General features: G+C 68.6%; 23 protein-coding genes. 14 read left to right on the forward strand and 9 right to left on the reverse strand.

What is annotated here, in order from left to right; translation table 11 throughout:
- Window position 1 precedes the first annotated feature (1 nt).
- The 4 genes from BMW87_RS22925 (at window position 2) to BMW87_RS22940 (ending at window position 2,846) form a co-directional block, all read left to right on the forward strand.
- Entirely contained in the window at window positions 2–910 is a 909-nt protein-coding gene (locus BMW87_RS22925) for a 2-dehydro-3-deoxygalactonokinase (RefSeq protein ID WP_093078813.1), read from the forward strand.
- A complete protein-coding gene (locus BMW87_RS22930; protein ID WP_093078815.1) occupies window positions 907–1,554 on the forward strand; it encodes a 2-dehydro-3-deoxy-6-phosphogalactonate aldolase in 648 nt (215 codons plus the stop codon). Before BMW87_RS22925 ends, BMW87_RS22930 begins: the two co-directional genes overlap by 4 nt.
- A 28-nt stretch (window positions 1,555–1,582) precedes the next feature.
- A complete protein-coding gene (locus BMW87_RS22935; RefSeq protein ID WP_093058269.1) occupies window positions 1,583–2,335 on the forward strand; it encodes an aldolase in 753 nt (250 codons plus the stop codon).
- Window positions 2,336–2,531: 196 nt separating this feature from the next.
- A complete protein-coding gene (locus BMW87_RS22940) occupies window positions 2,532–2,846 on the forward strand; it encodes a hypothetical protein (protein WP_093078816.1) in 315 nt (104 codons plus the stop codon).
- Between the two features lie 33 nt (window positions 2,847–2,879).
- Here BMW87_RS22940 and BMW87_RS22945 read toward each other — a convergent pair whose 3' ends face one another.
- The 4 genes from BMW87_RS22945 to BMW87_RS22960 form a co-directional block, all read right to left on the reverse strand.
- Window positions 2,880–3,587, reverse strand: a complete 708-nt coding sequence (locus BMW87_RS22945; protein WP_093078818.1) for an SDR family oxidoreductase — start codon at window positions 3,585–3,587, stop codon at window positions 2,880–2,882.
- 39 nt (window positions 3,588–3,626) lie between these two features.
- Window positions 3,627–5,048: an MATE family efflux transporter gene (locus BMW87_RS22950; RefSeq protein ID WP_093078819.1), complete on the reverse strand. Its 1,422-nt coding sequence runs from the start codon at window positions 5,046–5,048 to the stop codon at window positions 3,627–3,629.
- A gap of 19 nt (window positions 5,049–5,067) precedes the next feature.
- Window positions 5,068–6,384 (reverse strand): MFS transporter, encoded by a 1,317-nt coding sequence (locus BMW87_RS22955; protein WP_093078821.1) that lies wholly within the window; start codon window positions 6,382–6,384, stop codon window positions 5,068–5,070.
- A 105-nt stretch (window positions 6,385–6,489) separates the two neighbouring features.
- Window positions 6,490–6,945, reverse strand: coding sequence for a MarR family winged helix-turn-helix transcriptional regulator (locus BMW87_RS22960; protein ID WP_093058264.1), 456 nt, complete (start codon window positions 6,943–6,945; stop codon window positions 6,490–6,492).
- A gap of 75 nt (window positions 6,946–7,020) precedes the next feature.
- Here BMW87_RS22960 and BMW87_RS22965 point away from each other — a divergent pair, with 75 nt between their 5' ends.
- The 7 genes from BMW87_RS22965 (at window position 7,021) to BMW87_RS22995 (ending at window position 13,109) form a co-directional block, all read left to right on the forward strand.
- Entirely contained in the window at window positions 7,021–7,569 is a 549-nt protein-coding gene (locus tag BMW87_RS22965; protein WP_093058263.1) for a PaaI family thioesterase, read from the forward strand.
- Between the two features lie 232 nt (window positions 7,570–7,801).
- Window positions 7,802–8,866: a Fe(3+) ABC transporter substrate-binding protein gene (locus tag BMW87_RS22970; RefSeq protein ID WP_093078822.1), complete on the forward strand. Its 1,065-nt coding sequence runs from the start codon at window positions 7,802–7,804 to the stop codon at window positions 8,864–8,866.
- Between the two features lie 34 nt (window positions 8,867–8,900).
- The gene (locus BMW87_RS22975) at window positions 8,901–10,580 is read left to right on the forward strand and encodes an ABC transporter permease (RefSeq protein ID WP_093078824.1); all 1,680 of its coding nucleotides are present in this window, start codon (window positions 8,901–8,903) and stop codon (window positions 10,578–10,580) included.
- Window positions 10,577–11,260 carry an ABC transporter ATP-binding protein gene (locus tag BMW87_RS22980; RefSeq protein ID WP_093078825.1) on the forward strand — a complete coding sequence of 228 codons (684 nt, stop codon included), beginning with the start codon at window positions 10,577–10,579 and terminating at the stop codon, window positions 11,258–11,260. Before BMW87_RS22975 ends, BMW87_RS22980 begins: the two co-directional genes overlap by 4 nt.
- A gap of 104 nt (window positions 11,261–11,364) precedes the next feature.
- Entirely contained in the window at window positions 11,365–12,048 is a 684-nt protein-coding gene (locus tag BMW87_RS22985; protein ID WP_093078827.1) for a glutathione S-transferase family protein, read from the forward strand.
- Between the two features lie 71 nt (window positions 12,049–12,119).
- A complete protein-coding gene (gene gloA, locus BMW87_RS22990) occupies window positions 12,120–12,533 on the forward strand; it encodes a lactoylglutathione lyase (RefSeq protein WP_081268016.1) in 414 nt (137 codons plus the stop codon).
- 42 nt (window positions 12,534–12,575) lie between these two features.
- The gene (locus BMW87_RS22995; protein WP_256216871.1) at window positions 12,576–13,109 is read left to right on the forward strand and encodes a DUF1697 domain-containing protein; all 534 of its coding nucleotides are present in this window, start codon (window positions 12,576–12,578) and stop codon (window positions 13,107–13,109) included.
- Here BMW87_RS22995 and BMW87_RS23000 read toward each other — a convergent pair whose 3' ends face one another.
- The 4 genes from BMW87_RS23000 to BMW87_RS23015 all read right to left on the reverse strand — a co-directional run bounded on the left by BMW87_RS23000 (window position 13,110) and on the right by BMW87_RS23015 (window position 17,075).
- Window positions 13,110–13,841 carry a haloacid dehalogenase type II gene (locus BMW87_RS23000; protein ID WP_093078830.1) on the reverse strand — a complete coding sequence of 244 codons (732 nt, stop codon included), beginning with the start codon at window positions 13,839–13,841 and terminating at the stop codon, window positions 13,110–13,112.
- Between the two features lie 8 nt (window positions 13,842–13,849).
- The gene (eda, locus tag BMW87_RS23005; RefSeq protein WP_093058255.1) at window positions 13,850–14,491 is read right to left on the reverse strand and encodes a bifunctional 4-hydroxy-2-oxoglutarate aldolase/2-dehydro-3-deoxy-phosphogluconate aldolase; all 642 of its coding nucleotides are present in this window, start codon (window positions 14,489–14,491) and stop codon (window positions 13,850–13,852) included.
- A complete protein-coding gene (edd, locus tag BMW87_RS23010) occupies window positions 14,482–16,323 on the reverse strand; it encodes a phosphogluconate dehydratase (RefSeq protein ID WP_093078831.1) in 1,842 nt (613 codons plus the stop codon). Before edd ends, eda begins: the two co-directional genes overlap by 10 nt.
- A 203-nt stretch (window positions 16,324–16,526) precedes the next feature.
- Window positions 16,527–17,075, reverse strand: a complete 549-nt coding sequence (locus BMW87_RS23015) for an OmpA family protein (protein ID WP_093078833.1) — start codon at window positions 17,073–17,075, stop codon at window positions 16,527–16,529.
- A gap of 135 nt (window positions 17,076–17,210) precedes the next feature.
- On the opposite strand from BMW87_RS23015, the gene BMW87_RS23020 reads away from it, so the two are divergent.
- Both BMW87_RS23020 and BMW87_RS23025 read left to right on the forward strand, forming a co-directional pair.
- On the forward strand, window positions 17,211–17,918 hold the full coding sequence (locus BMW87_RS23020) for a gamma-glutamylcyclotransferase (RefSeq protein ID WP_093078912.1): 708 nt from the start codon (window positions 17,211–17,213) through the stop codon (window positions 17,916–17,918).
- Window positions 17,915–18,454, forward strand: a complete 540-nt coding sequence (locus BMW87_RS23025; RefSeq protein ID WP_093078834.1) for a superoxide dismutase family protein — start codon at window positions 17,915–17,917, stop codon at window positions 18,452–18,454. The genes BMW87_RS23020 and BMW87_RS23025 overlap by 4 nt, the downstream gene beginning before the upstream one ends.
- 14 nt (window positions 18,455–18,468) lie before the next feature.
- On the opposite strand, the gene BMW87_RS23030 is transcribed toward BMW87_RS23025, so the two are convergent.
- Window positions 18,469–19,038, reverse strand: coding sequence for a nucleotidyltransferase family protein (locus BMW87_RS23030; RefSeq protein WP_093078836.1), 570 nt, complete (start codon window positions 19,036–19,038; stop codon window positions 18,469–18,471).
- Window positions 19,039–19,067: 29 nt separating this feature from the next.
- Between BMW87_RS23030 and pdxH the strand changes: the two genes are divergently transcribed.
- Entirely contained in the window at window positions 19,068–19,721 is a 654-nt protein-coding gene (pdxH, locus tag BMW87_RS23035) for a pyridoxamine 5'-phosphate oxidase (RefSeq protein WP_093078837.1), read from the forward strand.
- The last annotated feature ends 9 nt before the right edge of the window (window positions 19,722–19,730 follow it).

The raw sequence follows: 19,730 nt of genomic DNA on the forward strand, positions 1-19,730 counted from the left end.
GATGACAAGACTGGTAGCAATCGACTGGGGCACGAGTTCACTGCGCGGCGCACTGCTGGATGCCGGCGGCAAGGTGCTGGAAGAACGCAGCGATGCGCGCGGCATCCTCACGGTGCCCGAAGGCGGTTTCCCCGCCGTCTTCGAGACGCTGTTCGGCGACTGGATGCGCCTTGAGGGCACGCGCTGCCTGATCTCCGGCATGGCCGGCAGCAAGCAGGGCTGGGTGGAAGCGCCCTACTGCGCCTGCCCTGCGGGCCGTGTCGAAGTGGGCCGCAAGATCATCGACATCGATGCCATTCCCGGAGCCCGCATCGCGATCGTGCCGGGCCTGAGCGACGAGCACGCCGGCGTGCCCGACGTGATGCGCGGCGAAGAGGTGCAGATCTTCGGCGCGATGGAGCTCACCGGCCTGAGCGAAGGCGTCTTCGTGCTGCCCGGAACCCACAACAAATGGGCCACGGTAAAAAAGGGCCGCGTCGCGGGCTTTCGCACCTACATGACGGGCGAGTTCTATGCGCTGCTGAGCCAGCACTCGATCCTGGCGCGCATGCTCGATGCCTCGGCGCCGCTCGACGAAGCCTCGTTCCTCGAGGGCGTGACCCGCTCCGAGAACGGACACGGCCTGCTGCACAACGCCTTCGGCACGCGCACGCTCGCGCTGTTCGAGCGCATGCCGAAGGAAGAACTCGCGAGCTACCTCTCGGGCCTGCTGATCGGCGAAGAGTTGCGCACGCAGTCGCTGCAGGCGGCCGGCGAGGTGATCCTGATCGGTTCGTCTGCCCTCACCCAGCGCTACACGCTGGCCCTGCGCGCCACCGGCGTCGCCACGCGCACGCTGGGGGCCGAAGCCACCTGGGCCGGGCTGCATGCGCTGTCCGGCTTTCTCGATTCCGACAGAATTCCCGCATGAGCACCCCCACACCCCTCGACAAATTCGGCGCCGCGATGCGCGAGCTGCCTCTGGTGGCGATCCTGCGCGGCCTCACGCCCGCCGAGGCAGCCGATGTCGGCGACGCCATCGTCGAGCCCGGCTTCCGGCTGCTCGAAGTGCCGCTCAATTCGCCGCAGCCGCTGGAAAGCATCGCGCTGATGCGCAAGCGCTTTCCGCAGGCGCTGGTCGGCGCCGGCACGGTGCTCGGCGCGCGGCAGGTGCGCGAGGTTCATGCGGCCGGCGGCGAGCTGATCGTCTCGCCCAACTTCAACGCCGAAGTCATCGCCGAAGCCGTGCGGCTCGGCATGGTCTGCCTGCCGGGCGTGATGACGCCGACCGAGGCCTGCGGCGCGCTCGCGGCCGGCGCGACCGGGCTCAAGCTGTTCCCGGCCGAACTGGCTTCGCCCGCCGTGGTGAAGGCGCTATTGGCCGTGCTGCCGGCCGGCACGCCGGTGATGCCCGTGGGCGGCATCACGCCCGCGAACATGGCCGAATGGCGCGCGGCTGGCGCGGCCGGCTTCGGCATCGGCTCAGCGCTCTATAAGCCCGGCAAACAGGCCGCGGCGGTGCGCGACGATGCGAAGAAATTCATCGCGGCCTGGACGGGCACAACCCTCGCCTGATCTACGCCCTTCCTCCGCAACAAGAAAAATGGAGAGCCCCTCGATGTCCGCCGATGCCACCTACGCCAGCCCTGCCGTCCGCAAGCTGCGCGAAGACCTCGCCCTGGCCCTGCGCGCCGCCGCCCATCACGGGCTGTCCGAAGGTGTCTGCAACCACTTCAGCGTGATGCTGCCGGGCGCGCAAGACCGCTACCTCATCAACCCGCGCGGGCTGCACTGGAGCGAGATCGGCCCCGACGACATCGTGCTGATCGACGTGCATGGCGAGGTGCTCGCCGGGCGCCATCGCGTGGAGCCCACAGCCCTCTTCATCCACGGCGCGGTGCATCGCATCACGGGTCATGCGGTCGTGCTGCACTGCCACATGCCGTACGCCACGGCGCTCACGATCACGGTCGACCGCGCGCTCGACCCGACCGCGAGCCAGAACGCGATGCGCTACATGAACCGCATCGCCGTCGATGCCGAATACAACGGCCTCGCGCTCGACGACGCGGAGGGTGAACGCATCGCCCGCGCCATGGCGGGCAAGGACGTGGCCTTTCTGGCGAACCACGGCGTGATCGTGGCCGGCGGCAACATCGCCCACGCCTACGACGACCTCTACTACCTGGAGCGCGCCTGCCTGCACCAGGTGATCGCGCAGTCGACCGGGCGCCCGCTGGTGCCGGTCAACGCGAAACTGGCCGCGCACGTGGCGGCGCAGATCCAGGGCGAGCGCGAGCAATCGGACCTGTTCTTCGAAGCCCTGCGCCGCATGCTGCCCGCCCCGCGCGGCTGAACTTCCGGCCGATACGGCCAATGGCCTATCCGCGGGACATGTTCCGCGGTGCAAACTCCATTCACAATTGTGTCTTGGCCTTGCTACGTCCTGCGCGCAAGGCGCTTACAGCTCTTCATCCGATTTCGCTCCAGCCTTACACCAACTTCACACAAGGCCGCGAGGATGGGGCTTCCAACCACAACCGGGGGATCACATGAAACAGCTTTCTTTTGCATTCGGCGCCGCGGCCCTTCTGTCGCTGGCCACGCTCACCGTTCCGGCCCAGGCCCATGCGAGCGGAAACTTCATCCAGGCGCAGGTGTATGTCGTGCCCGCACCGCCGCCTCCGCGCCGCTACTACGCACCGCCGCCTCCGCCGCGTCACTACTACGGCCCCGGCTATCGCCGCGACGGCTACTACGACCGCCGCTGGGATGACCGCCGCCACCATGGCGGCCGCCGGGACAACGACGGTGACGGTGTACCCAACCGTTACGACCGCCGGCCCAACAACCCCTATCGCTATTGATGAAGACCCGGGCCGCTTGCCCGGGTTTTTCGTTCAGGTTGCGGAACCCGCATAGGGCGGCGTCGCGCTCGACAGGGTCTGCTTGAGCTGCCGCGAGACTTCGTCCGCCAGCACCTCGGGCTGCCCCGCCTCAATGCCCGCCAGCGCCTGGCGCGCCACGTCGTCCGGCGAAGACTTGTCGCCCTGCACATGCGCTGCCATGTCGGTGTCCATGTAGCCCACATGCAGGCTCGTGACCTGCGTGCCCTGCCCGGCCAGTTCGTTGCGCAGGCCGTTGCTCAGCGACCAGGCCGCCGACTTGGTTGCGCTGTAGGTTGCCACGCTCGGGAAGGTGGTCCAGCTCAGGGCCGACAGCACGTTGATCACACCTCCGCCGCCATTGGCCGCGAGCACGGGCGCGAAGGCCTGCGTCAGCGCCCAGGGGCCGAAGAAGTTGGTTTCGAATTCGGCGCGAGCTGCAGCCAGCGCATCGGGCGAGCCGAGGAAGCTGGAGCCGCGCGAGATGCCCGCGTTGTTGACGAGCAGCGTGACGTCGCCGCAGGCACGCACGGCCGCTTCGATCTGCGCAGGCTGCGTCACGTCGAGAGCCACCGGCATCACGCCGGGCAAGGTGATGCTCTTGGGGTCGCGCGCCGCGCCATAGACCTTGCGTGCGCCTGCTGCCAGCGCTGCCTTCGCAAAGGCGAGACCGAGGCCGCGATTGGCGCCAGTGATGAAGACCACGGAGTCCTTGATTTTCATGATGAGTCTTTCGTTGATGGAAATCGTTGAAAACTGTTCTCAAGCCTGCGCCACGCGCCGCAGCAGGCCGCTGGTGGTGCGCGGCCAGCCCACGCGGCCGAACCAGGCGCCGCCCGCGATGGCCGATGCGATCACGATGCCGTACACCACGAGTGCCACGCCCTGCGCCGCGAACACGCCGGTGAGCCCGCCGCCCCAGCGCAGCGCCAGCCAGCCGCCCGTGCCGGCAACCGCCAGGCGCGCGATGTTGCCCAGCACCGGCCACAGCAGCCGCCCCGCGCCCTGCGACGCGAAATACAGCACCAGCCCGACACCGAAGAAGCCATACAGCGGCCCCACCACGCGCAGGTAGTGCGCGCCGGTTTCGAGCATGGCCGGGTCGTTGCCGAACAGCAGCAGCCATGGGCGCGGGAACAGCGCGGCCGCAATGCCGATGGTCTCGGTCAGTGCAAAGGCCAGCGCCGCGCCGGCCCAGGTGGCACGCAGCGCACGCTCGCGCTGCCCGGCGCCCATGCAGGTGCCGACCATCGCCACCAGCGGCGCGCCCAGCCCGAACACCAGGGGCACCAGCAGGTATTCGAGCCGCGAGGCCGTGCCGTAGCCGGCCAGCGCACCCGAACCGAAGTGCCCCGTCAGCGCGGTGGCAATACCGATCGACAGGTTGGTCGCCACCGTCGACACCGCGCCCACCAGCCCGATGCGCAGGATGTCGCGGAACAGCGGCCAGCGCAGCTTGAGCGCGGCCAGCGTGGGCCGCAGCAAGCTGCGCGGCGAGCGCAGGTAGATGATGAGCGCGATGGAACCCAGCAGGTAGTACAGCAGCAGCGCCATCGCGCCGCCCGCGATGCCCATGCCCGGCAGCGGCCCGACGCCGAAGATCAGCAGCGGCGACGCCGGAATGAGGAACACCACGCCCACCACCGTCACGTTGGCCGGCACCGACATGTTGCCGGTGCCGCGGATGATGGCCGAGAGCGAGTTGAAGAGCCACACCAGCGTCGCGCCCGCGAACACCCAGTTCGAATACGTGAGCGCCGCGTCGAGCGCGGCCCCGGTGCCGCCCATGATTCCGTACAACCAGCGCCCGCCCAGCAGCAACGCCAGCGTGAAGCACAGGCCGAAGCCCAGCGCGATGACGATGGCGTGCCACACCAGCGCGTCGGCATCGGCGCGGCGGCGTGCGCCGAGCGCACGGGCGATCGACGAGGCAATGCCGCCTCCCATCGCGCCGCTCGATGTCATCTGCATCAGCATGACGATGGGGAACACCAGTGCCATGCCCGCGAGCGCATTGGTGCCGAGCTTGCCGACGAAGTAGGTTTCGATGAGGCCAACGGAGGCCTGCGCCACCATCACCAGCACGTTGGGCGCGGCGAGGCGCAGCAGCGTGGGAACGATGGGCGCCTCGAGCAGGCGGCGCGTGCGCGGGTCGAGTTCGGCGGTGCTGTTTGAAGCTGTCATGGAGGGAGCCTCGATGCGTTCAGGCACGTGCCGCTGCGGAAGGCGTGACCGGCGTGCCGGCCTTCGCCGCCGGGCGGCGGATCATCATCACGATCAGCGCCGCCACCAGGCAGGCCGCGCCAGCCGCGTAGAGCGCCGGTGTGTAGGTCAGCAGCAGCGTGCGAGCAAAGCCGGCGCCATAGGCAGCCGTGGCGGCGCCCAGCTGGTGCGCGGCAAAGACCCAGCCGAACACCAGGCCCACCTTGGCGGGGCCGAAGGCGGCGCCCGCGAGCTTGACGGTCGGCGGCACGGTAGCGATCCAGTCGAGGCCGTAGAACATCGCGAAGATGCCCAGGCCGTAGATGGTGAATTCCGAATGCGGCAGCCAGAACAGCGACAGCCCGCGCAGGCCGTAGTACCAGAACAGCAGCTTGCGGTTGTCATAGCGGTCCGACAGCCAGCCCGAGAGGATGGTGCCGACGAAGTCGAAGGCGCCCATCATCGCGAGCACCGAGGCAGCGGGCACCGCGCCCATGCCGTTGTCGCCGCACAGCGAGATGAAGTGCGTCTGCACGAGTCCGTTGGTACTCAGGCCGCAGATGAAGAAGGTGCCGGCCAGGATCCAGAAGGTGCGGTTGGTCGACACCTCCTTCAGCACGCGGAACGGCGTGGCGAAATTCATCGCCGGCGCTGCTGCGGCGGGCGCTGCCGGCTGCGTGCCGGGCAGTTCACCGTAAGGCAGCAGGCCGATGTCCGAAGGCCGGTTGCGCATGAGGCACAGCGCCAGCACGCCGATGAGGATGCTGCCGATCACGATCGGCACGATGGCCGAGCGCCAGCCCCAGTGTTCGATCATCCAGGCCGCGAACGGCAGGAAGGCCAGCTGCCCGGTCGCCGAACTCGCAGTGAGCATGCCGATCACCAGCCCGCGCCGCGCGACGAACCACCGGTTGGCCACCACCGCGCCGAGCACCAGCGCCGTCATGCCGGTGCCCAGGCCCAGCATCAGGCTCCACAGCACGAACAGCTGCCACAGCTGCGAGGCCATGGTGACCAGCGCCATGCCCATGCCGACGAGCGCCAGGCCGGTGCAGATCACCGCGCGCAGGCCGTAGCGTTCCATCAGCACCGCGGCGAATGGGCCCATGAGGCCGAACAGCGCGAAGCGCAGCGCAAGCGCCGACGAAATCTGCTCGGTGCTCCAGCCGAACTCCTTGCCCAGCGGCTGCAGCATGGCGCCCGGCAAGCCCAGCGCGGCCGACATGGTCAGCATGGTCAGGAAGGTGATGGCGGCGACGATCCATCCGTAGTGGATGCCGCGGCGCTGGAGCCATGCGGAAACGGGGGTGGCGAACATGGGACCTCTGCTGTTGGAATGAGATGTGGAGGAGAAGAAAAAAACGGGAGCCGCGCGCGACGGAACGCGTGATGGGATGGGGTCGGGAAAGCGGTTGGAGGCGGGTCAGTCGTCGCCGTCGGGCACGTCTTCGGCGCCCAGCAGTTCCATCGACTCGTCGATCAGCAGGTGCAGCGCCAGCACGCGCTCCACACCCAGCAGCGCATTGAGCTTTTGCTGCGCGGTCTTCCAGTGGGCCAGCGCCTCGCGCCGTTTTTCTTCGCCCTCGGGCGTGACATGCACCAGCCGGCTGCGCGCATCGGCGCCGGCGGTCTGCGCGACCAGGCCCGCGACGATCAGCGGCTGCAGGTTGCGGCTCAGGGTCGAGGCGGTCATCTTGAGTTCGCCCGCCAGGTCGACCGGCCGCGAAGGGCCGAGCCGCGCGAGATTCGACAGCAGCGAGTACTGCGTGGTCTTCAAGCCGCTCTTCGACACCTCGGCGTCGTAGAACTGCGAAAGACGGCGCGAAAGCTGGCGCACCTTGAAGCTGGTGCAGCCGCGTGGCTTGGTGGGGGTGTCCATGGGATATTATTGTATGTGCAACTATTGCATATGCAACTACCACCCTCCGCCAAAGCCCCCAGAAGGAACACAGGCATGACACAAAACCCCAACCAGCTCGAAACCTGGATCGCCGAAGAACGCCGTATCGCCGAGCGCCTTGATGCCGGCCCAGGCCCCGGCCTCGCCCGCCCCGAACAGATCGCGGGCAAGACCGGCCTCGAAGTGATGCAGGCGATGCTGAACGGCGACATTCCCTACGCGGCCATCGCCAAGACGCTGGACTTCACGATCCTCGAAGTGCGCCAGGGCGTGGCCATCTTCCAGGGCACGCCGCTGCCGCAGCACCTGAACCCGCTGGGCACCATCCACGGCGGCTGGGTCGCGACGATGCTCGACTCGGCCCTGGGCTGCTCAGTGCACACGATGATGCCGCCCGGGCGCGCCTACACCACCGCCGAGCTGAGCGTGAACTACGTGAAGGGCCTCACGCCCAAGGTGCAGCGCGTGCGCGCCGAAGGAAAGGTGATCCATTGCGGCAAGCAGCTCGCCACCGCCGAGGCCCGCCTCTACGGACCCGACGGCACGCTGTTCGCGCACGCCACGACTACCTGCCTGGTGTTCGAGGTGCTGCCAGCACGCTGAGCCCCTGCGCCCGGATTGCCATCGGGTTGGGCGAGAGGGCGTCAGCAGGAGGAAGCGGACGCCATCACATGCTGCTGAGCAGCGCAGGCACCGCACTTTGCAACGAGGCAGTAGGCCTTCGACCTGTAAGTCCAAAGGCGTCGCAACTCACACCTCCAGTGATAATTATTCTCATCCGAGATCTGCAACAGGCCTCGGAGCTTTCCAGAACACCCGCCCCCGGAGGATCCTCATGACCGAACGCTCAAGCGTCCAAGGCCGCGCCGCGCGCGCATTGTTCGCCACCAGCGCCGCCTGGCTTGCCGTCGCCGCCCTGCCCGCGCAGGCTGCCGCAGCCGACGAACTCACGCTCTACACGACGCGCGAACCCGCGCTGATCCAGCCGCTGATCTCGGCCTTCAGTGCGCAGAGCAACATCAAGGTCAACACCGTGTTCGTGAAAGACGGCCTGCTGGAGCGCGTCAAGGCCGAAGGCGCACGCTCGCCGGCCGACGTGCTGATGACGGTGGACATCGGCAACCTCATGGACCTGGTCGACGGCGGAGTGACGCAGCCGGTGAAATCGGCCGCGCTCGAATCGGCCATTCCGGCCAACCTGCGCGGTGCCGACGGCCAGTGGTTCTCGCTCTCGCTGCGCGCGCGTGTGCTGTATGCCGACAAGAGCCTGCCCCTCACGAGCTTCCGCTACGAGGACCTGGCCAACCCGAAGTACAAGGGCAAGGTCTGCATCCGCGCCGGCCAGCACCCCTACAACACCGCGCTGGTCGCCTCGCTGATCGCGCACGACGGCGAAGCCAAGGCCGAGCAGTGGCTGCGCGGCGTCAAGGCCAACCTGGCACGCAAGGCCACGGGCGGCGACCGCGACGTGGCGCGCGACATCCTCGGTGGCATCTGCGACGTGGGCCTGGCCAACTCGTACTACGTCGGCCAGATGAAGAGCGCCAAGGAAGGCACCGACGCGCGCAAGTGGGGCGACGCCATCAAGGTCGTGCGCCCGACCTTCGCCAATGCAAAAAGCGGCGGCACGCACGTCAACATCAGCGGCGCGGCTGTGGCAAAGAACGCGCCGCAGCGCGCCAACGCGGTCAAGCTGCTCGAGTTCCTGGTGTCGGAACCGGCGCAGTCGCTGTACGCGCAGACCAACTATGAATACCCGGTGCGCAAGGGAGTGGCACTCGACCCGATCATCGGCCAGACCATCGGCGAGCTGAAGGTCGATCCGCTGCCGCTGACCGAGATCGCGAAGTACCGCAAGCAGGCCAGCGCCCTGGTGGACAAGGTCGGCTTCGACCAGTGACATGGATGGCGGGGCACGCCTTGCCGGCGACTGAATGCTGACAGCGCGGCGCCTGCCGCCGGGCCTGCGCGCCGCGGGCCCGGCGTGGCGCTGCGCGTCGTTCCTGATCGCCATCGGCGTGCTCGCGCCGGTGCTCACGCTGGCTTGGCTCGCGTTCGGTTCGGGCGTCGGCCACTGGGGCCCGCTGTTCGCACATGTACTACCGCAGGCGGCGCTCAACACGGCCTTGCTGCTTACGGGGGTGGGCGCACTGGTGCTGGTGATCGGCACCGGCTGCGCGTGGCTGGTAACGGCGCACGACTTTCCAGGGCGCGGCGTGCTGCACTGGGCGCTGCTGCTGCCACTGGCCATGCCGACCTACATCGTCGCCTTCGCGTACCTCGACTTGCTGCACCCCATCGGCCCTGTCCAGGGCGCGATCCGCTGGGTGCTGGGCTTCGACAGCCCGCGCCAGTTCCGCCTGCCCGACCTGCGCTCGATGCCTGGTGCGATCTTCGTGCTGGGCTTCGTGCTCTACCCGTACGTCTACATGACGGCGCGCGCGATGTTCATGACGCAGCCGGCGCACCTGATGGAAGCGGCGCGCATGCTCGGCGAGAGCCGGCGCGGCGCATTCTTTCGCGTGGCGCTGCCGCTGGCGCGGCCGGCGCTGGCCGTGGGACTGAGCCTGGCGCTGCTCGAAACGCTCAACGACATCGGCGCTTCTGAATTCCTGGGCGTGAGCACGTTGACGGTGGCGGTCTACACCACGTGGATTACGCGCTCCGACCTGGCCGGAGCAGCGCAGATTGCGTGCGCGATGCTGTTCGTGGTGGTGGCGCTGGTCTGGCTCGAACGCAACGGCCGGCAGCACCAGCGCTTCGGTTCGGCACAACGCATGCGCGCGGTGCAGCCACGGCGCCTGCATGGCGGCGCGGCCTGTGCTGCGACTGTGACGGCAGCGACGCCCGTGCTGATCGGCTTCGTGGCCCCTGCGCTCTACCTCGTCTGGGAAAGCGCCAAGCGGCTGCAACAGGGCGGTGGCGTTTCCCGGGGTCTGATAGCGAGCCTCGGCAACACGCTGGCGCTGGCTTCGGGCGTCACCGTGGTCGCGGTGGCGGCGGGGCTGGTCGTCGCCTGGGCTTCGCGCAGCCAGGGCTCAAGCCTCAACCGTGCGCGCTGGCAGGCGCGTGTAGCAACTCTGGGCTATGCCGTGCCGGGCACAGTGCTGGCCATCGGGCTGCTCACGCCTGCGCTGGCCTTCGATGCCGCTCTGGCCACCGCGCTCGGCTGGCAGGGCCTGCCGCTGATGGGCGCCGGCGTCGTGCTGGTCGTGGCCTGCGCGATCCGATTTCTTGCGATGCCCGTGGGCGGTATCGAGGCCGGCCTCGCGCGCATTCCCCCCGCCATCGAGCAGGCCTCGCGCCTGCTTGGCGAAACCACCGCCGGCACGCTGCGCCGCGTGCACCTGCCGTTGCTGCGCCCCGCCATGGCTGCAGCCGCGCTGCTGGTGTTCGTCGACGCGATGAAGGAGCTGCCGGCCACGCTGCTGCTGCGGCCCGCCAACTTCGACACCCTCGCCACCTGGCTCTATGCCGAGGCCGCGCGCGGCACGTATGAAGAAGGCGCAATTGCCGCGCTCGCGATCGTGCTGGCCGGCCTGCTGCCCGTCGTGCTGCTTGCGCGCAACCAGCTGGGCACGCCTTCGCTCACACCCGGCCCCGACAAGACATGAGTTCTCCCCTGCACATCGATGCGATCCAGCTCGCCTACGACACATCGCGCGGCCTGCACACGGTCGTCGATGGCTTCTCGCTGGCATTGAACGCGGGCGACATCGGCTGCCTGTTCGGCCCCTCGGGCTGCGGCAAGACGACGGTGCTGCGCGCCATCGCGGGCTTCGAGCCCGTGCGCGCCGGCACGGTCCGGCTCGGAGACGTGCTGCTGTCGTCCGCGCAGAAGCACCTGCCGCCCGAGCAGCGGCGCGTGGGCATGATGTTCCAGGAGTACGCGCTGTTTCCGCATCTGTCGGCCGCGAAGAACGTGGCGTTCGGGCTGCGTCGCCTGGACCGTGCGGCGCAGCAATCGCGCGTCGCAGAAATGCTTGCGCTGGTCGGCCTGGCCGACGCGGGCGAACGCTACCCTCACGAACTCTCCGGCGGCCAGCAGCAACGCATTGCGCTGGCCCGCGCGCTCGCGCCCTCGCCCGCGCTGCTGCTGCTCGACGAGCCCTTCTCCAACCTCGACGGCGGCACGCGCGAGCGACTGACGGCAGAAGTGCGCGGCATCCTGAAGCAGGCCGGCCAGACCGCCATCCTCGTCACGCACAACGAGGCCGAGGCGCACGCCATGGCCGACCGCATCGGCGTGATGCACGGGGGGCGCATCACGCACTGGCTCGACACGGCGGCCTAGCACACAGGGGCCTTTTCTCGAATGGGCTTATCGGGAAAAGGTTGTTCGGGATCGCAAGAATCGCGGCGTTCCAGACACATCCTTCCCAAAGAACGGAAAGCCCCATGACGCGACAAGCCCTCACCCTCGTCAGCCACCTGCTGTGCCCGTACGTGCAGCGCGCCGCGATTGCGCTGAATGAAAAAGACGTGCCCTTCGAGCGCGTCGTGATCGACCTCGCCAACAAGCCCCAGTGGTTCCTCGACATCTCGCCGCTCGGCAAGGTGCCGCTGCTGAAGGTACAGCGCCCCGATGGCAGCGAGGCCGTGCTGTTCGAAAGCAACGTGATCTGCGAGTACCTCGAAGAAACGCAGCCCGGCGCGCGCCTGCACCCCGAAGACCCGCTCACCCGCGCCGAGCACCGCGCCTGGATGGAGTTCGGCTCGGCCATCCTTGCCGACCTCTGGGGCTACGAGACCACGCAGGACGCAGCCGTGTTCGAGCAGAAGCGCCTCGCGCTCATCGCAAAGTTCGGGCGCGTCGAGGCTGCGCTGGGTGAAGGTCCCTACTTCGCAGGCCGCAGCTTCAGCCTCGTCGACGCGGTCTTCGCACCGGTGTTCCGCTACTTCGAGGTGTTCGATGCGATCAGCGACTCGCACGTCTTCGATGCCCTGCCCAAGGTCGATGCCTGGCGCAAGGCGCTGGCCGCCCGTCCCAGCGTGCGCAACGCCGTGGTGCCTGAGTACCCGCAGCACCTGATGGAATTCCTGAAGCGCCACCAGGCCCACCTGCTGACCCTGGCAGCTTGATCGCCGCGCCGGGAGGCAGACAATAGCGGCCCCCCTTTCCGATCTTTCCCATAACTACACGGCACCACGAGATGCGACTCCTCCACACCATGCTGCGCGTTGGCAACCTCCAGCGCTCCATCGACTTCTACACCAAGGTGCTCGGCATGAACCTGCTGCGCACGTCCGAAAACCCCGAGTACAAATACAGCCTCGCCTTCATCGGCTACGGCAAGGGCAACCCCGACCAGGCCGAGATCGAGCTCACCTACAACTGGGGCACCGAAAGCTACGAACTCGGCACCGCCTACGGCCACATCGCGCTGGGCGTGCCCGATGCATACGCGGCCTGCGAGAAGATCAAGGCCGCGGGCGGCAACGTAACGCGCGAGGCGGGGCCGGTCAAGGGTGGCACCACGGTGATCGCGTTCGTCACGGACCCTGATGGCTACAAGATCGAGCTGATCCAGCGCGACGAAGGCGCCGCTGGCGGCGGCCTGCGCTGAACCTCGGCGGGGCAGCCCATGGCAAGCACGAAGAAGCAGGCCATGACAACCCGCCATGTCGCGCTGCTGCGCGGCGTGAACGTCAACGGCATCACGATCAAGAGCGCCGATCTGAAGGCGCTCTTCGTCGAACTGGGCTTCGGCGCGGTGCGCACCGTGCTCGCCAGCGGCAACGTGCTGTTCGACACCAGCGAGAGCGACTCCGCCGCGCTGCGCACACGCATCGAGCAGGCCCTGCGCAAGCGCTTCGGCTACGACGCGTGGATCGTGCTGCTCACGCAGAAGACCGTGGCCGAAATGGCGGCGAGCTACCCCTTCGAGCGCATCGACGAAGAACGCCATCCCTATATCGTGTTCGGCTCCGACGCCGCAATGCTCGATGAAATCGTGGAGAAGGCCGGCACCGTCGATGCTGACGTTGAACAGCTGAAGCGCGGCAAGGGCGTGCTGTACTGGCAATGCCCGCGCGGCGAGAGCCTCGATACGCCGGTGGCCAAGCTGCTCGCCAAGACCCGCTACAAGTCGAGCACCACCACGCGCAACCTGCGCACGGTAGAGAAGCTGCTCACCGACTGATCAGCAGCCCAGCAGGTCCGCCAGCTCGTTGATGTCGCGCGCGTGCAGGTTGTTGTCCACCTGCGGCGACACATCCTTCGGCCTGGCGCGGCCGAATTCATGCGGGCGCTCGATGTACGCGGTCTTCAGGCCGCAGGTGCGCGCGGCGGCCAGGTCGTCGTGGTGCGCGGCGGCCAGCATCACCTGCCCGGGCGTCGCATCGAACACGCCCGCCACGCCGAGGTAGGTGCGCGGATCGGGCTTGTAGGCCTTGAACACCTCGGCCGACAGCACGCAGTCCCAGGGCAGGCCGGCGCGCTTGGCCATTTCGGTGAGCAGGCCGATGTTGCCGTTCGACAGCGTGCAGATGGTGAACTTCTTCTTGAGCCGCGTGAGCCCGGCCACCGAATCGGGCCAGGCTGGCAGTCGATGCCAGGCGCGGCTCAGGTCGCGCTTGGCGGCGGTGTCGAGGCGGTCGGCCAGGCTGAAGTCGTGCAGCACCTGTTCGAGCATGCTCAGGTGCAGTTCGTCGAGCAGCGTGAAGCCGCCCTCACCCGCGGCGATGCGCTCCATCACTGCCTTCATCGCGGGCTGGTAGCCGGCACGCCATGCCAGCGCAAAGGCTGCGCCGTCCACGCCCGGCAGTGCGCTCTCGGCCTCGGCGGCAATGCCGCTGTGCCAGTCGACCACCGTGCCGAAAACGTCGAACGCGATGACCTTGAGGTCGCTCGCGTCGAAATCAGCGCCGCTCATGGCGATGCTCAGCGCGGCAGCTGGCTCGCGGCGCGTGCCAGTTGCTCGATGCGCGCCCAGTCACCATCGCGGATCGCGTCGGTCGGCACGATCCACGAACCGCCCACGCAGGCCACGTTCGAAAGCGCAAGAAACTCGGCCGCGTTGCCCGCATGGATGCCGCCCGTCGGGCAGAAGGTGACGTCGCCGAACGGCCCCTGCCATGCCTTGAGCATGGGCAGGCCACCAGCCTGCAGCGCGGGGAAGAACTTCAGCTGCGTGTAGCCGTCTTCCTGCGCGGTCATGATTTCGCTGCCGGTGGCCACGCCGGGCAGCAGCGGCAGGCCGAGGTCGTGGCAGGCCTTGCCGACCGCGCGCGTGTAGCCCGGGCTCACGCCGAACTTGGCACCCGCCAGCGCCGAGGCTTGCGCATCGGCCGCACTGCGGATGGTGCCGGCACCGGCCACGGCTTCGGGCACGTCCTTGGCGATGGCCTCGATGCACTGCAGCGCCTGCGGCGTGCGCAGCGTGACTTCGAGCATGCGGATGCCGCCGGCCACCAGCGCGCGCGCCAGAGGCACGGCGTCTTTCACGTCGTTCAGCACGATGACCGGAATGACCGGGGCGTCGCGCATCACATCCAGCGCGGTGAGTTTTTCGTTCATAGCCATGAGCAGGCTCCTTCTTCTGCGGTCAATGCATTGCGGCGCATGCCGGCGAACAGTTCACGGCCGAGGCCGTGTCCGTCGGCGATGCGCTGCGCTTCGGGTTGCGTTGCGGTCTCGCGCGCTGCCCATTCGTCTTCGGGCAGCAACACGGCGAGCGTACCCGCGACGGAGTCGAGGCGGATCAGGTCGCCGTCGCGCACCTTGGCGAGCGGGCCGCCCGCTGCCGCTTCGGGCGAGACGTGGATCGCGGCCGGAATCTTGCCCGACGCGCCGCTCATGCGGCCATCGGTGACCAGCGCCACGCGGAACCCCTTGCCCTGCAGCACCGACAGCGGCGGCGTGAGCTTGTGCAGCTCGGGCATGCCGTTGGCCTGCGGGCCCTGCCAGCGCACCACGCAGACCACGTCGCGCTCGAGTTCCCCGGCCGTGAATGCCTTCTGCAGCGCGGCCTGCGAGTCGAACACGCGCGCCGGGGCTTCGATGACGTGGCGGTCGTCGGGCACCGAGGACACCTTGATGACGCTGCGCCCGAGGTTGCCACTCAGCAGCTTCAGGCCGCCAGTGGCGCTGAACGGGCTCGCGACCGTGCGCGTGACGGCTTCGTTCTTCAGGGGCGCGGCGGGGGTCCATTGCAGGCGGTGCTCGCCCGCATCGCCTGCCAGCGCCGGAATGTTCGCGAATTCACGGATGCCACCCGAACGCACCGTCAGCACGTCGGCGTGCATGAGGCCGGCATCGACCAGTTCGCCGATCACGAAGCCGGGGCCGCCCGAGGCCTGGAACTCGTTCACGTCGGCGCTGCCGTTGGGGTACACGCGGCTCAGCAGCGGCACCACGTCGGAGAGCGTGGAGAAGTCGTCCCAGTCGATCAGGATGCCGGCGGCGCGCGCCACGGCCACCCAGTGGATCAGGTGGTTGGTGGAGCCGCCCGTGGCGAGCAGGGCGACCATGGCGTTGACGATGCAGCGCTCGTCGACCATCTCGCCGATGGGCGGGCAATTGAATGCTGTCTCGCCCGCCTTGCCGAGCACCGTGCGCACGGCCTCGCGCGTGAGCGTTTCGCGCATCGCGTCGCCGGGCTGGATGAAGGCCGTGCCGGGCACGTGCAGGCCCATGGCTTCGAGCAGCATCTGGTTGCTGTTGGCGGTGCCGTAGAAGGTGCAGGTGCCCACCGTGTGATAGGCGGCCATCTCGGCGTCGAGCAGGCCCTGGCGGCCCACAAGGCCCTGCGCCGCCTGTTCGCGCACCTTCGACTTGGCTCCGTTCGACAGGCCCGAGGGCATCGGGCCAGCCGGCACGAACACGGTCGGCAAGTGGCCGAAGTGCAGCGCGCCGATCAGGAGGCCCGGCACGATCTTGTCGCACACGCCGAGCAGCAGTGCCGCATCGAACATGTCGTGCGTGAGCGCGACCGCGGTGCTCATGGCGATCAGGTCGCGGCTGAACAGGCTCAGCTCCATGCCGGGCGTGCCTTGCGTGACGCCGTCGCACATGGCGGGTACGCCGCCGGCCACCTGCGCGGTGGCGCCGAGGCGGCGGGCCTCCTGCTTGATGATGTCCGGGTAGCCTTGGTACGGCGCGTGGGCCGAGAGCATGTCGTTGTAGGCGGTGACGATGCCGATGTTGGGCGCGCGCTCGGTCACCACGCGGAACTTGTCGTTGGCCGGGATGCCGGCCACGGCGTGCGCCACATTGGCGCAGCCCATGCGGTCGGAGCCGCGGTCGCGGGCGCGGATTTCGGCAAGGCGGGTGAGGTAGGCGCCGCGCAGCCCCTGGCTGCGCTCGCGGATGCGATCGGTAACGTCGCGGACGGTGGGGTTTGTGCTGCTGCTCATGGGGGTACGTGGCTCTTGCTGCATGTCGCCAGGGCGACTGTGGGCCTGGAGGCCCATGGTAACAAGCCGGGCGCGAAAGCCCGATGAAATCCGGGCGCCAGGCAATACGAATTTACCCATTCGCGCCTTGCAGGGAGGCGCACGCAAAAAAGCCCGGCGTTACCGGGCTTCTTCTCTGATCTGGCAATCGGAGCGCGTGGCGCTCAGTCGACCAGCTTCACCTCGACGCGGCGCGCCTCGGCGTTGTTGCCAGTGCCGGCCGTCACGGCGGGCTTCTGCAGGTCGACCTTGGCCGCCGGAACGCCCAGGCCCACGAGCACGTCGCGCACCATCTCGGCGCGCTTCTTCGCGAGCTGTTCGTTGATGGCGGCGTCGCCGGTGGTGTCGTGGAAGCCCGAGATCACCGCCTTGCGGCCGCTTTCGACGCCCTTGATGACCGCGGCCAGTGCTTCGGCGGCGCCCGGTGCGAGATCGGCGCTGCCGGTCGCGAAGTAGAAGCTCACCACGCCGTCGACCACGCGGACGCTGGCGCCGTCGGGAATCGTGACCGTCACCGTCTCGGTGACTTCGGCCACCTTGGGTGCCGCACTGGGGGCCGGCGCCGAGATCGTCACTGCCGCAGCGGGCTTGGCGGCCGCCGGGTTGTGCCCCTTGTGCCAGAGCACGATGCCCACCACGAAGAAGATCACCAGGGCGATCAGCGCCATGACGAATCCGATGATGAAATTCTGCTGGCTGTCGTCGTCGCTCATTGCGGGTCTTGCTCCGTAGGAAAGAGGTCGGTAAATAATGGTGCGGTGAACCATGATCAGGAAATTGTAGGCGTCGGCCCTGACACCCCCGTGTCGGACCCTGCGCCGAACCCCGGTCCGCCGGGACTCGACCCCATGCCCAAGCCCCTGCGCGACCCGCAGCCGATGCTCGAGCGCGCCATCGCCGACTGGGGCGGGCATGAGGACCTCTGGCTCTTCGGCTACGGCTCGCTGATATGGCGGCCCGAGTTCGGTTTTACCGAGCGCCGGCCGGCCTGGGTGCACGGCTGGCACCGCGCGCTGAAGATGTGGAGCCGCGTGAACCGCGGCAGCGTGCAGACACCGGGCCTCGTGTTCGGACTGCTCTCGGGCGGCAGCTGCCGCGGCATGGTGTTCCGCGTGCCGAAGGCCGAGGGCCTCGAAACCCTGCGCCGGCTCTGGCTGCGCGAGATGCCGACCGGCGTGTACGACCCCAGGTGGCTGCAATGCGGCACGGCCGAAGGCCATGTGCGCGCGCTGGCGTTCACGCTGTCGCGGCGCAGCCCCAACTTCACGGGCGAACTCAGCGACGAGCGCTACCGCCACATCTTCGCCCACGCGGTGGGCCGCTACGGCAGCTCGCTCGACTACGCGCAGCAGACGCTGCTGGAGCTGCAGCGGCATTCGATCCACGACGCCGCGCTGGCGCGGCTGGTGGCGCTGGCCGCGGCGAAGGAACAGGAGCAGCGCCAGTCAGGGAACGCTGCTGATTGCGATGCACCGCAGGCTCCGGTATATGTTCCGGGGTCTCCAGACAAATCCGAATCATCCCAATCTTCCGGACCTTCCAAGGAAAACACATGAACCAACGTCGTCTCATCGCCACCGGCACCGCCCTCCTCGCCTCGGCCCTCCTGGCCGCCTGCGGCAGCATGGGCGGCAAGCCGAGCACGGCCGTCGAACTGGTGCCGACAGCCGCGATCACGCCCAACCCGACGCGCGGCACGGTGACCTTCACCGCCCTCGAGCACGGCGTGCGCGTGTCGGGCGAGGTGCGCGGCCTGGTGCCGGGCACCGAGCACGGCTTCCACATCCACGAAAAGGGCGACTGCGGCGACAACGGCAATGCCTCGGGCGGCCACTTCAACCCGACCGGCGGCACGCACGGCAAGTTCGCCGCGCCAGGCAGCCATGCCGGCGAACTGCCGAGCCTGCGCGCCGACGCCAACGGCATGGCACGCTTCAGCGTGGAAGACCACGCGATCTCGCTGACCCCGGGCGCTGCCAACAGCGTGGTCGGCCGTGCGCTGGTGGTGCACCGCGACCCCGACGATTTCACGACGCAGCCGGCAGGCAACTCGGGCCCGCGCATCGCCTGCGCCGTGATCGCCAAGCCCTGATCGAATAGAAAAGGCTAGGCGTTCACGCGCGCCAGCCACAGCGCCTCGGCCTGCGCCAGCGCCTCGGGCGTGTCGATGTCGGTGACCACGCCGACATCGTCCACCGCCAGGTCGGCGACCGAATCGATGGCGCGCATCGACCGCAGGATGGACGATGCGCCGAGGCCTCCCTCCAAGGTAGCGAGCTGCGCGCCGCACCCGGCGGCAAAGCCCACCGGATGCCCGCGCTCTCCCCGGTACTGCGGCTGCACGGCATTCACCCGGCCGCCAAGGGCGGCTGCAACCGCCTGCAGCGTCGCGGGCAGCACCAGCGGCAGGTCGCCCGGCAGGATCAGCCAGCCCTGCGCATCGGACGTGGCGCGCACGGCAGCCGCGATCGAGTCGCCCATGCCGGGGTGCCCCGCGTCTTCCACATGCCACGGCAGGCCGCTGGCGCGCACCGCGTCGAGCGTGCGCTCCAGCACCGGCTTGCCGGCGAGCAGCGCCTTCAGCTTCGATCCCGTGCCGCCGGCCGCGATGAAGCGCTCGCCGCGGCCCGAGGCCAGCACGATCACTACCGGGGAATTCGCCTTCTGTGTCGTCATGGGCCGAGTATGTGCGCAACAATCCCGGCATGACTTCTCCTCTCTCCAATGACGCACTGGCGGCACTGCGCAAGAGCTACGAGCGCGCAGAACTCGGCGAGGCCCACAGCGCCGGCGATCCGCTGAAGCAGTTCGAACGCTGGCTCACCGAAGCCATCGACGCGCAGGTGCCCGAGCCCAACGCGATGACGCTGTGCACCGTGGGCAGCGACCTGCGGCCGTCGAGCCGCATCGTTCTCATCAAGGGCTACGACGCGCGCGGCATCGTCTGGTACACCAACTACGAAAGCCGCAAGGGCCGCGAGCTGTCGGGCAATCCGTATGCGTCGATGCAGTTCCACTGGGTCGAGCTGGAGCGCGTGGTGCGCATCGAGGGCCGCGTCGAGAAGGCGGGCGCCGAAGAGAGCGACGCCTACTTCGCAAGCCGACCGCTCGACTCGCGCATCGGCGCCTGGGCCAGCCCGCAGAGCGAAGTGATCAGCGGACGCGACGTGCTGGTGAAGAACGCAGCCGTGTTCGCCGCCAAGCACCTGCTCTCGCCGCCGCGCCCGCCGCACTGGGGCGGCTATCGGCTGGTGCCCGACCGCTGGGAATTCTGGCAAGGCCGCAAGAGCCGGCTGCATGACCGGCTGCGCTACCGGCTCGAAGGCAGCGACTGGGTGCGCGAGCGCCTCGCCCCCTGAGCCGCCGCG

The sequence above is a fragment of the Variovorax sp. OV084 genome (genome assembly GCF_900111625.1).
Classification (GTDB): domain Bacteria; phylum Pseudomonadota; class Gammaproteobacteria; order Burkholderiales; family Burkholderiaceae_C; genus Variovorax.